Annotated in this window: 10 protein-coding genes; 1 reads left to right on the forward strand and 9 read right to left on the reverse strand. The window is 43.8% G+C overall.

Annotation, left to right across the window (positions count from 1 at the left end):
* The first annotated feature begins 36 nt into the window (after positions 1 to 36).
* Positions 37 to 390 carry an arsenate reductase (glutaredoxin) gene (gene arsC, locus RHO12_04235; GenBank protein ID WVD66992.1) on the forward strand — a complete coding sequence of 118 codons (354 nt, stop codon included), beginning with the start codon at positions 37 to 39 and terminating at the stop codon, positions 388 to 390.
* A gap of 83 nt (positions 391 to 473) precedes the next feature.
* Here the strand turns inward: arsC and rlmKL are convergent, their stop codons facing one another.
* The 9 genes from rlmKL to RHO12_04280 form a co-directional block, all read right to left on the reverse strand.
* On the reverse strand, positions 474 to 2,573 hold the full coding sequence (rlmKL, locus tag RHO12_04240) for a bifunctional 23S rRNA (guanine(2069)-N(7))-methyltransferase RlmK/23S rRNA (guanine(2445)-N(2))-methyltransferase RlmL (protein ID WVD66993.1): 2,100 nt from the start codon (positions 2,571 to 2,573) through the stop codon (positions 474 to 476).
* 159 nt (positions 2,574 to 2,732) lie between these two features.
* Positions 2,733 to 3,839 (reverse strand): hypothetical protein, encoded by a 1,107-nt coding sequence (locus RHO12_04245; protein ID WVD66994.1) that lies wholly within the window; start codon positions 3,837 to 3,839, stop codon positions 2,733 to 2,735.
* Between the two features lie 71 nt (positions 3,840 to 3,910).
* Positions 3,911 to 5,008: a hypothetical protein gene (locus RHO12_04250; GenBank protein ID WVD66995.1), complete on the reverse strand. Its 1,098-nt coding sequence runs from the start codon at positions 5,006 to 5,008 to the stop codon at positions 3,911 to 3,913.
* A gap of 71 nt (positions 5,009 to 5,079) precedes the next feature.
* A complete protein-coding gene (locus RHO12_04255) occupies positions 5,080 to 6,168 on the reverse strand; it encodes a hypothetical protein (GenBank protein WVD66996.1) in 1,089 nt (362 codons plus the stop codon).
* Between the two features lie 71 nt (positions 6,169 to 6,239).
* Positions 6,240 to 7,337, reverse strand: coding sequence for a hypothetical protein (locus tag RHO12_04260; GenBank protein ID WVD66997.1), 1,098 nt, complete (start codon positions 7,335 to 7,337; stop codon positions 6,240 to 6,242).
* The gene (locus tag RHO12_04265) at positions 7,337 to 9,994 is read right to left on the reverse strand and encodes a T6SS effector BTH_I2691 family protein (protein ID WVD66998.1); all 2,658 of its coding nucleotides are present in this window, start codon (positions 9,992 to 9,994) and stop codon (positions 7,337 to 7,339) included. Before RHO12_04265 ends, RHO12_04260 begins: the two co-directional genes overlap by 1 nt.
* The gene (locus tag RHO12_04270) at positions 9,978 to 10,838 is read right to left on the reverse strand and encodes a DUF4123 domain-containing protein (GenBank protein ID WVD66999.1); all 861 of its coding nucleotides are present in this window, start codon (positions 10,836 to 10,838) and stop codon (positions 9,978 to 9,980) included. Before RHO12_04270 ends, RHO12_04265 begins: the two co-directional genes overlap by 17 nt.
* Positions 10,835 to 13,222, reverse strand: a complete 2,388-nt coding sequence (vgrG, locus tag RHO12_04275) for a type VI secretion system tip protein VgrG (GenBank protein WVD67000.1) — start codon at positions 13,220 to 13,222, stop codon at positions 10,835 to 10,837. Before vgrG ends, RHO12_04270 begins: the two co-directional genes overlap by 4 nt.
* 197 nt (positions 13,223 to 13,419) lie before the next feature.
* Positions 13,420 to 13,560, reverse strand: coding sequence for a hypothetical protein (locus tag RHO12_04280; protein ID WVD67001.1), 141 nt, complete (start codon positions 13,558 to 13,560; stop codon positions 13,420 to 13,422).
* Between the last annotated feature and the right edge of the window lie 2 nt (positions 13,561 to 13,562).

Genomic DNA, 13,562 nt, shown 5'->3' on the forward strand with positions numbered 1-13,562 from the left:
ACAGTATTGATCTCATTTAAATCGGGCTAAACAACTATGAAAACTGTCACTATTTACCATAATCCTAAATGTTCTAAAAGTCGCGAAACCCTCGCATTACTAGAGCAAAAAGGCATTGAGCCGAATATTATTCTCTATCTTGAGCACGCGCCATCGGTTGAGACATTAAAAACATTACTTAACCAACTCGGCTTTACCTCCGCCCGGCAATTGATGCGCAGCAAAGAGGAACTCTATCAAGAACTTGATCTCGCGAATGAAGGACTCACCGAGCAGCAACTATTAGCCGCGATGCACGCACATCCCAAACTGATCGAAAGACCGATTGTCGTTGCCAATGGCCAAGCCCGCATTGGCCGACCGCCAGAAAACGTACTAGCCATTGTGTAATATTTGCAGCATAAAATCGGCAGATTATTTGAATTAGAGGGGCAATAGCACATGGTTAAAATCGATGTGCTATTGGTTAAAACCTAACGATGGGTAACTAAAAAGCAACAGTGAATCTGTTTGTTACGTTTAAAGTCTAATGAGATAGTTTGTGCGCTGATATCTTTAGCCTGCAAACCTAACTGACTTAAGCCATCATAGTCTAGCTTAAAGCCGCGCTTATTATTTGAAAACATAATGGTGCCGTTCGGCCGTAATAATCGTTTTAAATCCTGCATCAGATCAAGGTGATCGCGCTGCACATCAAAAGTATCACTCATCCGTTTTGAATTGGAAAATGTCGGTGGATCGATAAAAATCACATCAAACTGATCTTCACTTTCACGCAAATAAAATAGACAATCGGCTTGGATTAAACGGTGCTTGTTACTGACTAAGCCATTCTGTTTAAGGTTACGATCTGCCCACTCTAAATACGTGCGCGACATATCAACGGTGGTGGTTGATTTAGCGCCACCCAGCCCAGCATAAACGCTCGCGCTACCGGTATAAGCAAACAGATTTAAAAAGTCTTTACCTTGTACCATTTCACCAATCATTTTGCGGGCAATTCGGTGATCTAAAAATAGTCCTGTATCTAAATAGTCGGTCAAATTAACCCAAAACTGGGCGTTATATTCGCGCACTAAAAAGTAATCCTGCTTTTGCGCTAAGCTTTGATACTGCTTTTTACCCTTTTGCCGCTCACGCGTTTTTAAAATCAATTGATTAGCGGTTAAGCTCAGCACCGACATCGTCGCATTGATAATATCAAATAAACGCTGTTTGGCTTTTTGCGGATCAATCGTCTTGGGGGGCGCATATTCTTGTACCACGACTTTATCTTTATAACGGTCGATGGCAACATTATATTCAGGCAGATCCGCGTCATACAAACGGTAGCACTCAATACCTTCTTGCTTTGCCCATTTTGCTAGCTTCTGTTCATTTTTACGTAATCGATTGGCAAAATCTTCCGCTGGCAGCGTGGCATTGACGACTGCTGTTTGCTCACGCTGCGCTATCGAATAATTTTTTTGTACGCAATCGAGCGGGCCATTTTTAGCTTTAAATATCCGTTCTGCACGCATTTGTAGGCAATCAAGCAACTGAGGGGCACCACTAAATAGTGATAAATTCCAACCCGCAAAAAACTGCTTAATTCGCTGGCCTAACGTAGCATGTAACGCAATTAATGCTGGTTCACTTTCCAACCTTTCACCATAAGGCGGATTACTAATAATCGTTCCGACACGTTCAGGGCAAGGGTTAATGAGCTTAGTCACATCTTGCACCGCAAAATGAATCAACGCACCAACTCCCGCTTGCTCGGCATTTTGCTTCGCTTTGGCAATCACATTACTGTCGTTATCGTAACCAAAAAAAGAGGCACTAACTGTTTTGCTTTGCGCTTTTGCTTCAAGCAGTATGCTATTCCACAATGTCGGGTTAAATCCTTGCCATGATAAAAAACCCCAATTAGCACGCTTTAAGCCCGGCGCAATATTGGCGGCCATCATCGCTGCTTCAATCAATAATGTACCCGAACCACACATCGGATCAATTAAAGGCTGCTCAGCTTGCCAACCCGAACGCAGCACAATCGCCGCGGCCAGATTTTCTTTCAGCGGTGCTTCACCGGTTTTATCGCGATAACCTCGTTGATGTAGGCTTTCACCGCTCAAATCGAGTGATAAAATCACCCGGTTTTTATTTAAAAAAGCATGAATACGAATATCGGGGCGCTCTTTCGTCACATTTGGCCGCTGATCGACTTTACGCGTAAAGCAATCAACAATCGCATCTTTCACCTTTAATGCGCCATATTGGCTATTACGAATAAAATCATTGGTGCCGGAAAAATGGATCATAAACGTCGCATCAACAGCAAAAATCGCCGGCCAATTAATATTTAGCGCACAGCTATAGAGATCTAAATCGCTATAAATATCAAACTCACTGATTGGCAATAAAATGCGTGAGGCAAGCCGAGTCCATAACAGCGAACAGTACAGGGTCGCGTCATCGGCAGCAAAATAGACACCGCCTTGTGCAACTTGGCAGTCCGTGGCACCGATATCGGTTAACTCTTTTTTTAATAGTTCTTCTAACCCTCGAGGGCTGCTAGCAAATAGTTTATTCATGCTTATCTACAACTTGAAAAAATTGCTGTCAATTATATAGAGGATTAGCGATATTACCTAATAAGTTTTACCATTTAGCTGCCGCCAATCAGCGCCACCAGATGGCTTAATACAGCGCACGCTATAATAGTCCATGGCACTTATCTAATCCCAGCCATCTTATGAATTACCATAGTCAACTAGTTTTCCGGTTTGATCATCGCGTACGCCCCACTCCAAACGGCTATCTAATATCGCTTGTTGTACCGCCGGTGGGTAATCGGACAGTTGAGTCTCTTTTGGGGTTGGTTTGCCCGCTTTACCGGCTTGGCGGATCACTTTTGGCCAGCGCGGCTGCCAGCATAAACACTCTGATATAAAGTAACCCGCGGTATAAAGGGGTAATAAAATAACAAACACGGGCAACATCATCATCGTCACCAACACACTTTTGGCATTTTTAACCGTCTTAAGCATCGGCTTTATATGACCGCCCAAACCATGCAACGGTAGCGGTAAATGGGTGCTTAAGCGCGGCTTGGCTAAATTGTCCGGGCCATACTCCATATAGCGGCGAATAAACTCCCACTCATCTTTATAATCCTGCGCGCAGTAGGTGTTTTTACCAATGCCAACCGAATGGGCAACGGGAAAGCCAGTTTTATACGGGTGAAACGACAGTAAATTAACCATATTAGTACCGCCCATATCCGAACCCGTTTCACCAAAGTTTGCCGGCATAATATGCTGCCACTTAAATACCACGGTGCCACCACAATATTTAGGTCGCTGAATATAGACTTGCTGAGTAACACGATTAAACCGTACCCGAATATGGCGAATAGTAAATAGCTCTAGCCGATAGACATAGCGGAAGTAGCGAATTAACAAATAAATCATAACCGCAGATACAAAAAAGAAAAAAATCAATCCTAAATAAAAACTAAATCCAATACTAAAAGGATAGTATTGAGGATACAATAAATAGTAAAAAATCCTTAAAAAAGAAAAACTAAAATATCCTACTAGCAAAAAAATTGACAAACTAATCCAAGTAATAATGCCACGAAAGTTTTCAAACATACCACCGCGGATCTCTAAATAACGATCGTTATAGGCATAATAGGGGCCGATTGGTCGTGGATTATTACTGACCGACTGTTTGGTGTAGTCTTTTTCGACCTCGCTCAGCATCATATCGCCATTAAAATAGCCCATCTTCATTTTTTTACGGCTTGAGGCTTTGATTGAGTTACCAAACCATAGTAAAAATTCACCAATATACATTATAACGCGACCTTACCAATAGCATACAACGGGGTTAATAGTGTGCTTAGCATCATATTGCCCTAGCCCTCTTATGAATTACCATAGTCAACTAATTTACCAGTTTTATCATCGCGTACGCCCCACTCCAAACGGCTATCTAATATCGCTTGTTGTACTGCTGGTGGGTAATCCGACAGTTGGGTCTCTTTTGGGGTTGGTTTGCCCGCTTTACCGGCTTGGCGGATCACTTTTGGCCAGCGTGGCTGCCAGCATAAACACTCTGATATAAAGTAACCCGCGGTATAAAGGGGTAATAAAATAACAAACACGGGCAGCATCATCATTGTCACCAGCACACTTTTGCCATTTTTAACCATCTTAAGCATCGGCTTTATATGACCGCCCAAACCATGCAATGGCAGCGGTAAATGGGTGCTTAAGCGCGGTTTGGCTAAATTAGCGCGGCCATGCTCCATATAGCGGCGAATAAACTCCCACTCATCTTTATAATCCTGCGCGCAGTAGGTGTTTTTACCAATGCCAACCGAATGGGCAACGGGGAAGCCGGTTTTATACGGGTGAAACGACAGTAAATTAACCATATTGGTGCCCCCCATATCCGAACCCGTTTCACCAAAGTTTGCCGGCATAATATGCTGCCACTTAAATACCACCGTGCCACCACAATATTTAGGTCGTTGAATATAGACTTGCTGAGTAACGCGATTAAACCGTACTCGAATATGGCGAATAGTAAATAGCTCTAACCGAAAGATATAGCGGAAGTAACGGATAAATAAATAAAAAGTCACAGTGAAAATAATCAAATAAAATATTGCAGATATGATATATCCAGCTATTTGGGTTGTCTCCTTCTGGTATAAAGTGAAAATACTATCTAAAAACAAAAAGCAAGAACTAAAAGGAATAAAAAATAGAAGCAAACTAATCCAAGTAATAATGCCACGAAAGTTTTCAAACATACCACCGCGGATCTCTAAATAACGATCGTTATAGGCATAATAGGGGCCAATTGGCCGTGGATTATTGCTGGCCGATTCCTTAGTATAATCTTTGCTCACTTCACTTAGTTTCATATCGCCATTAAAATAGCCCATCTTCATTTTTTTACGGCTTGAGGATTTGATGGCGCTACTTAGCCAAAATAGATATTCACCAATATACATTATAACGCTACCTGACTAATGGCATACAACGGGGTTAATAGTGTGTTTAGCATCATATTGCCCTAGCCCTCTTATGAATTACCATAGTCAACTAATTTTCCGGTTTTATCATCGCGTACGCCCCACTCCAAACGGCTATCCAATATCGCTTGTTGTACCGCCGGTGGATAATCCGACAGTTGGGTCTCTTTTGGGGTTGGTTTACCGACTTTACCGGCTTGGCGAATCACTTTTGGCCAGCGCGGCTGCCAGCATAAACACTCTGATATAAAGTAACCCGCGGTATAAATTGGTAATAAAATAACAAAGACGGGCAGCATCATCATCGTCACCAGCACACTTTTAGAATTTTTAACCATCTTAAGCATCGGCTTTATATGGCCGCCCAAACCATGCAACGGCAGCGGCAAATGGGTACTTAAGCGCGGTTTGGCTAAATTGTCGCGGCCATACTCCATATAGCGGCGAATAAACTCCCACTCATCTTTATAATCCTGCGCACGGTAGGTGTTTTTACCAATACCAACCGAATGGGCAATGGGGAAGCCAGTTTTATACGGGTGAAACGACAGTAAATTAACCATATTGGTGCCGCCCATATCCGAGCCGCTTTCGCCAAAGTTTGCCGGCATAATATGCTGCCACTTAAATACCACCGTGCCGCCACTATATTTGGGGCGTTGAATATAGACTTGCTGAGTAACGCGATTAAACCGTACCCGAATATGGCGAATAGTAAATAGTTCCAGCCGATAGACATAGCGGAAGTAACGGATATATAGATAGATTAAAATTGAAGCTAGAACAACAGTGTAAATAAACGCAAAGACATCCAGACCATCATTAAAATAGTTCGGAGTTGAAAGCATATAAATAATTGGGTTAAAGAAAAAAAATAAAACACCAAATAACATCAAAGATATCATAGTAATAATGCCACGAAAGTTTTCAAACATACCGCCACGGATCTCTAAATAACGCTCGTTATAGGCATAATAGGGGCCGATTGGTCGTGGATTACTACTGACCGACTGCTTAGTGTAGTCTTTTTCAACCTCGCTCAACATCATATCGTCATTAAGATAACCCATTTTCAATTTTTTACGGGTTGAGGCTTTGATTGAGTTACCAAACCATAGTAAAAATTCACCAATATACATTATAACGCGACCTTACCAATGGCATACAACGGGGTTAATAGTGTGTTTAGCATCATATTGCCCTAGCCCTCTTATGAATTACCATAGTCAACTAATTTTCCAGTTTTATCATCGCGTACGCCCCACTCCAAGCGGCTATCTAATATCGCTTGTTGTACCGCCGGTGGGTAATCCGACAGTTGAGTCTCTTTTGGGGTTGGTTTGCCCGCTTTACCGGCTTGGCGGATCACTTTTGGCCAGCGCGGCTGCCAGCATAAACACTCTGATATAAAGTAACCCGCGGTATAAAGGGGTAATAAAATAACAAACACGGGCAACATCATCATTGTCACCAGCACACTTTTGCTATTTTTAACCATCTTAAGCATCGGCTTTATATGGCCGCCCAAACCATGCAATGGCAGCGGTAAATGGGTGCTTAAGCGCGGTTTGGCTAAATTGTCCGGGCTATGCTCCATATAGCGGCGAATAAACTCCCACTCATCTTTATAATCCTGCGCGCAGTAGGTGTTTTTACCAATACCAACCGAATGGGCAACGGGAAAGCCGGTTTTATACGGGTGAAACGACAGTAAATTAACCATATTGGTGCCCCCCATATCCGAGCCGCTTTCGCCAAAGTTTGCCGGCATAATATGCTGCCACTTAAATACCACCGTGCCACCACAATATTTGGGTCGTTGAATATAGACTTGCTGAGTAACGCGATTAAACCGTACTCGAATATGACGAATAGTAAATAGTTCCAGCCGGTAGACATAGCGGAAGTAGCGGATTAACAAATAAAGCGAGAATAAAAAAATAATTGAAAAAAATACAATTGCAAAAATAGTTGAAGATATTTGAATTGTTTTATGATTATAAATATCTAATGTAAAGGCTATAGCTGCATAACAAGCACTAAAAGAAAAAAAGAAAAAAAGCAGACAAAGCCAGGTCAAAATACCACGGAAGTTTTCAAACATACCACCACGAATCTCTAAATAACGGTCGTTATAGGCATAATAGGGGCCAATTGGTCGTGGGTTATTACTGACCGACTGCTTAGTGTAGTCTTTTTCGACCTCGCTCAGCGTCATATCACCATTAAAATAACCCATCTTCATTTTTTTACGGCTTGAGGCTTTGATGGCGCTACTTAACCAAAATAGATATTCACCAATATACATTAAAAGCTCTCCTTAATTGCTTGATGAAACTCGGTTAGCTCGTCAGTTAAATCGTCGTATGGTTCGTGCTCAGGATCATTACTAAAGCAGCAACGGTCAAACCATTTTTGTAAGGCATTATCATCAACAATAATAATCACTAGGCTAACCACCACAATAATTAGTGTGGCATAAAAATTAATCACACCTAATGCTACCGCAACCGGCTCTAGCAGCGCAAAACGGCCTAAAAATAGGCCAAATTCAGCAACTTTAACCCAAATAGTACGTTCAATACTACGATCAATAATCCCTTTTAGCCAAGGAGCTAAGGTGCCTAAAGTAATTAAAAATTGTGAGAAACTAAACGCTAATGTGGCTGCACCTCTTGCAAAATATGCTGTTGTCAGCACTGGTTCATGCTTTTTAATTTTTTTATACATATCCATAATATCAAATACCGCCGTCATTGAGCCGGCAATGGCGGATAGGCTGGCGCCCCATAAAAATATTCGACCAAAGCCATTATAGGTAACCATGGCGGTTCTTGAGCTAGGATTATTCCCGATACAGCTTTCAATCGCGCTAATACCAATCTGGAAGGTTGCGGCAACGCTGGTGATAATTGAGGCGGTTAACTCGGCTTTTTCGCGCGCGGTCTGGTATTTGCCTTGGCTTAATTTGCGTAGCAGATCATAAGCACTAAAGCCAACAACAATCATCGCAATACGGGTGTTAGTCAGATCGGCATTTTGGTAATTATTGCTCGCCACATGGTTAATTTGTGGCACCGCCCGTGATGGTAAGGCGGTAAAACTGCGGCCACCAATATTGTATTTTAGATGGTATAGCTCGCGCGCGCTCTGATTAATATGCGCTAAAATAGTATTACCTAAGCGGTTATGTATCAACTGCGCCGCGCCGGTGGATGTTATCGCTAAAAAGCGCCGCATTAAGTCGGCAAATGAGACCGATAATAACGCAATCGGTAACCCGCGCGCGGCTAAGTGGTCGATAATCGTCGAACTTTGCGTTAGATGCTCGGTCACTTTATCTAATAAATCGACCATTTTATCGGTTGTCGCTAAATCGAATTTAGCTGCAGGCTCATCGGTGATCGTGACCTGATCTTGCAAGGTAATATATTGGTTGATAGCGGCGATGAGCGTTTTATTACTGTATAGATAGGCGCGCCAGCATAAGTTATCGCGCGCAATGTGTGACGAGTCCCACCAACCGTTAAGTACATCCCTTAATAAGGGCGAACTGCTGGTGCCAAATAAGCAGGCGTTGACCTGCAAACTAAACATAATGCCATTAAGCTTATCATTGTCATCATAGGCATCTAATGCTAATAATAACGGCTCTGAAGTCAGCCATGTTTTAAAATCAATACTGCGCTGCTCGGCGAGTTGTTCGGCTAATTGGCTTTGTTGCTCAAACTGCTGCTTAAACTTATCTATTTTATCTTGCGATAAGCGGCGCCAGTATTTATCTTGAAACTCTTTTTCCGACATTTCGCGGGTTTGATTTTGGTAAACCTGCTGCGCGTAGGGTTCAACCGATGCCGTTAGCGCTGAATTTGACGCCGCTTTGTAGTTATCAGCCATATGGCTATTATAATTATTATAATTGACCATCGCTTGGACGTTTTGTGTATGACGGTTGACCAGCTGTTGTAAGCGCTTGTCATGAAATGACTGCTTAAGTCCATCTAGCTGGCCGAGTATCATTAAACGGTATTCGTTCGATATCCCGTCTTTATCCTTAGATTCCAGCCACGGTTTCATCTGTTGCTGTAGCGCTTGATGACGACGATTATTTAAGCTTTGTGTGATCCCGATCGCATCATTGACGATAATTGCCGCTCCCTGACGTTTGTGCATTTTTTTATATAACGACAGGTAACGAGCAAAATTTTGGTTGATCGATTTATCATAAAATAGCGTACGATTTTGATATACATAATCGATCTTGAGCTTCTCTTTTTCGGCCTGATCTCGTTCGCCTAAGCTGAATTCCCAACTAGGCTTGCTATTTAAAAATTGCGCTTGCTCGGCAAGCTGCACGGCTACCGAAAACTCTAAAATATTGGGGGAAAACTGATCGGCTAACAGTGATTTAGTGCCTTGGCGAATTTCGGTCGGCGTCATGCCTTCAAGCAGCGCTAATCCCTCAGCTTGATAAAACTCGAGCTTATTGGCTAATATTTTATCGGGCGAGAACAAAAAATAGAGTTTTTTTATCTTTTCACTTTCGGTAAAACTAATATATGACGCATCTGCGCCGTCAAGGGCGATATTACAGGTGTATGGCGGTGGCGTACTGTTGACGGTTTTAGGGTCACTATGCTCGGTCAAACAGCCTTCTGGGCTGGAGGTAAAAACCCGCCATACTTTTGCCGTATCACGCTCTTCAAGCACATAGAGGTAGCCCTGTCTAAGCATTTGCAAACAATACTGCGAATGAGTGAGTGGCAGATCATTAACCTGCGCGAGGGCAAAATTAGGCAAAGCGGGGATATCGTTGCGCGTCATATAGCCCGCAACGGATAATCGGGTCGGTAATACAAATAGATTGCCATCCTTTTGTTGGCAGCTAGGGCAACGCTTACCATTGTCTTGTTTATTATGGTTGGCTGCGGCTAGCAAACCAAGCAAACTAGCGGGTGATGCCATGTTCAATTCCTTTTTCTAACGGTGCAAAATAGTGCTCAATATCGTTGGTTTTGTCGTTAATACACTGGGCAAATAGGTCATAATTGATGACGACAAAAAAGTGTGCTGGCTGTGCCATTGCATAGTTGACCATGACCGCTAAATTACGCTGATCGGGCTGATTGTATGTCGCGCGATATGCCCAATCCAACAGTTGTTGCAAGGTCGTTTGTTGCTCGGCACTTAATACCGCCTTTTGCTGCCTTATAGTAAGATTTTCATAATAGTTGTACGACTGCGCGATAGTAAGCTGCTGCCACTGTTTAGCGGTTATTTGGTAGTTAATATCCGACAATACTCTTTCTGGCTTATGCGCGAGTTGAATATAGTGCTGATCCCAATAATACCAATATTCAATAATGCCAAATAGTTGACTTAGTTGTGCTGGCTTAAATATTGCCATTAGATGCTTTAAAACCTTGGGATCGTAAAAGCGTAAAAGATAGTCGGCGCCTTGGTAGCGCATATACATGGCGTTACTGATGTGCTTTTGCAGCGCATTATTTGACTGAGATGAAAATATAATTGCAATCGCCGCCGAATCACTATCTTTTAGCTCACCAATCAGTTGGTCAAGATCGCTAGTCGTTTTATTAATAGTGCAGAGCTGTAGGCATTGATGATCAGCCGATACGGTATCTTGCCGATCGCGAATAGCGATAACTGATTCGAACTGATACTGGTGAGTAAAAAAGAAGTCATCATTGATTTTCGGATCAATCAGTAAATGCATTTTGCCAAATTGCTTAAGTTGCGCGCTAATTATTGGGCCGCTTTGCGTATCAAGTAGAGGCATCAGATTCATTTGCGCTCCATAAAAATAGCATGTTCGTCAGCCGCTTTTTGCTGCGCGCCCGAACAGATAGGCGCTAATGTTGCGGTAAGATTTTTATTAGCTGGCCCCATTTTTTGCAGCGCTGCGGCTTTAACGGTGACATTAGCCGATGAGCCGAGTTCGATGCCCTTACCATTGATGGTAATGTACGATCCGCCAGCGAGGAAATTTAGCCCATCAAGCGCCGAGATAGTCACTTTGCCCTCGACGCTATCAATCTTAATATCCTGTTTAGCGGCGATAGCCATGGCGTCATTTTGGGCTTGTAGCTCGACTTTACCTTGGTTAGCCAGTAGCTTCAAGCCCGCTTTATGGGCGAAGATGCCGACTGCCTCAGATGAGGCTAAGGTGATATTGTTAAGCGCGCTAATGTCGGTTTGCTGTTCACTGGTTAAGCTGATGCTGTTACCGCTGGAGAGCTGGATATTTTGATCACTGGTTAAGCCAATACCGGCTGGTGCATAGGCAATAATGCCCGCTTCGGTTAGCTGGTTGAGTGCGGTTTGTAGCTGCTGTTGACTGTCGATATCAGCGGGATGCGCCTGCGCGCTGCTGGCGGCCTGTTGTAGCGCTTTAGCAATCGATAAGGCGTTTTCCAGCTGAGCGATAGCACTTTGCATATCGAGCTGCTGACCTTGCGCTTGTGGTTCGCTTTGCGCGCTAAGGTATAAACCTTTGTTCGCGCTAATGGCGCCCCATTCGTCGGTGCGTAGCTCAAAGCCGGCACCGCGTTGCTCTCTGTTTTGGTTAACTAAGTGGCCGAGATTAAGCTGGCTTTTGCCGTACTCAGTCGCCAGTTTAATATGCTCTTGCCCGCGTTTATCATCCATGCGCAGTTTGTTGTTGGCTGGCGTTCGCAGCACATTGCGGTGTTTATTGATAGTCGTGACAGGGTCAGGATGTGTGCTGTCATGCATGGCATGGGCGATATACGGTCTATCTGGGTTACTATCGGTAAAGGCGATAGCCACCTCGGTACCATCGATTAAGGGGAAGTGAAAACCATAAGTGTCACCAGCATACGGCTTTGCCAGCCTCACCCATAGGCTCTCTTCACCGCTGCGCCAGGTTTTTAAATCAAAATCAAATTTAACTCGGTAGCGCCCCATGGTGTCAATATAACCATAGGTGTCATTATCAGGACTGGTCACCCGCGCCGGTAGCGTGCCGGTCACTTGCGGCCATGGTAACGGTGCCGGGCGATACGGTTTTAGTACGTTATACGGCATAGCGGTAAACTTAACGTGATAGGCCTCGCTGCGGTCACCATAGCACTCGGTCGATAAAATCACTATCCCTTCACTGATGCCGTTGATCGGGCTGCCGCTAATAATCAGCCGTTGCCCTGGGGCTAAGTGGTAGTCATTGGCGTTACCGTGAATAATAATCTGTTCACTAATTTGCTGCTGATGGCGGATTTTGGCATACCAACTGCCGCTTTCAAGGGTGTTGTCATCGCCTTTACGTTTAAAGTGCTCGCCATAGCGGTAATCGGTGCCAGCGGTGGTAACCTCTTTAGGTTGTGAGTTTATTTGTGCGTGAAGGTCGGCTGGTGCTTCTCGATAATTATAATCATTTACCTTCACCTGACGCGCTACGCTTTTGCTGGCAAACTGTAACTCCCACACGCTATCACGGGCGTTATCCGCCATGCCACTTGGTTGCGTGTAAGTAAGACTGCCGACGTCCTCAAAACCCTGTTCGTAATCACTTAATACCAATACATCACAGTTGTGTTCGCTATGACTTTCAAAGCGTAACCAAATACCGACATCGGCCAGTAAGCGCTGAATAAACGCCAGGTCACTCTCTTGCCACTGCGTGATAAACTCCCGGGCGGGGTAGCTGTCTTTTAGCACTAAGCGGTAATCGACGCCGGTAAAACCATGGCGGCGCAGCACCTCTTCCACTACGCTGACCACACTTTGGTTTTGGTAAATGGCGCTATAGTGGTCATTCGCAAATAGCGCCAGTCGTGGCTGGAGTACCAGCCGATAATGGGCTTGGTCTTTATTGACCGATAGCTGACCAAACTCAGTCACCACACCATATAAGGTGCGCGGCGTTGCCGGTTTATCGAGTGAGCTAATGTGGGTGGCCTGCGTTAGCAAGTTGGGGGCTAAGAAGCTAAACTGGGCTGGCTGGTTAAGCACGCTATCGATCGAGATATGCGGGTCAAGGCTCGTGACGGTGATCTCGTAACGCCATGGCTGATTGAGGGCTTCATTACCGTGTACCGATAGGACCGAGAGCGCGGATGATAAGCCTGACAGCGTCACTGCGTACTTATTATGTTGCTGAGCGCTAAGTGCGTTGGTAAGTGGATCTAATGCAGTATCAAGACCGCTGGCCATGGGGTAACTCCTTTTATCTTTATTCTGTTTTTATTATTGCTTTATTCCATTACGATTACTTTTTTAAAGCAAAAACGTAAAACAGTAAAATTACGATATTTTGCCCCAATTGGCAACTCTTTATTTTAGTTAGACAATGACTTAGTAACGCTACCGAGTAAGCGAACAGCGCAACACTATTTTGCGCATAGCGCCCATTAAGCCATGCAATAACCAACAAATAAAAAGAAACGCGAAGTTAGCGTTTGGTGATTAAATAAACACAATGCCGCTTTTAAACGAGTAAAATTTGCACATAAAAAAGCCCAATACGTTGTATTGGGCTTTGGGTTAAGCATGA

It is taken from the genome of Orbaceae bacterium lpD02 (genome assembly GCA_036251875.1).
GTDB lineage: Bacteria > Pseudomonadota > Gammaproteobacteria > Enterobacterales > Orbaceae > Orbus > Orbus sturtevantii.

Excerpts from the sequence above, each read along its gene's own strand:
- RHO12_04250 (WVD66995.1), bottom strand. The coding sequence starts at position 5,008 with ATGTATATTGGTGAATATCTATTTTGGCTAAGTAGCGCCATCAAATCC.
- RHO12_04245 (WVD66994.1), bottom strand. The coding sequence starts at position 3,839 with ATGTATATTGGTGAATTTTTACTATGGTTTGGTAACTCAATCAAAGCC.
- RHO12_04265 (WVD66998.1), bottom strand. The coding sequence starts at position 9,994 with ATGGCATCACCCGCTAGTTTGCTTGGTTTGCTAGCCGCAGCCAACCAT.
- vgrG (WVD67000.1), bottom strand. The coding sequence starts at position 13,222 with ATGGCCAGCGGTCTTGATACTGCATTAGATCCACTTACCAACGCACTT.
- RHO12_04280 (WVD67001.1), bottom strand. The coding sequence starts at position 13,560 with ATGCTTAACCCAAAGCCCAATACAACGTATTGGGCTTTTTTATGTGCA.
- RHO12_04270 (WVD66999.1), bottom strand. The coding sequence starts at position 10,838 with ATGAATCTGATGCCTCTACTTGATACGCAAAGCGGCCCAATAATTAGC.
- RHO12_04260 (WVD66997.1), bottom strand. The coding sequence starts at position 7,337 with ATGTATATTGGTGAATATCTATTTTGGTTAAGTAGCGCCATCAAAGCC.
- arsC (WVD66992.1), top strand. The coding sequence starts at position 37 with ATGAAAACTGTCACTATTTACCATAATCCTAAATGTTCTAAAAGTCGC.
- rlmKL (WVD66993.1), bottom strand. The coding sequence starts at position 2,573 with ATGAATAAACTATTTGCTAGCAGCCCTCGAGGGTTAGAAGAACTATTA.
- RHO12_04255 (WVD66996.1), bottom strand. The coding sequence starts at position 6,168 with ATGTATATTGGTGAATTTTTACTATGGTTTGGTAACTCAATCAAAGCC.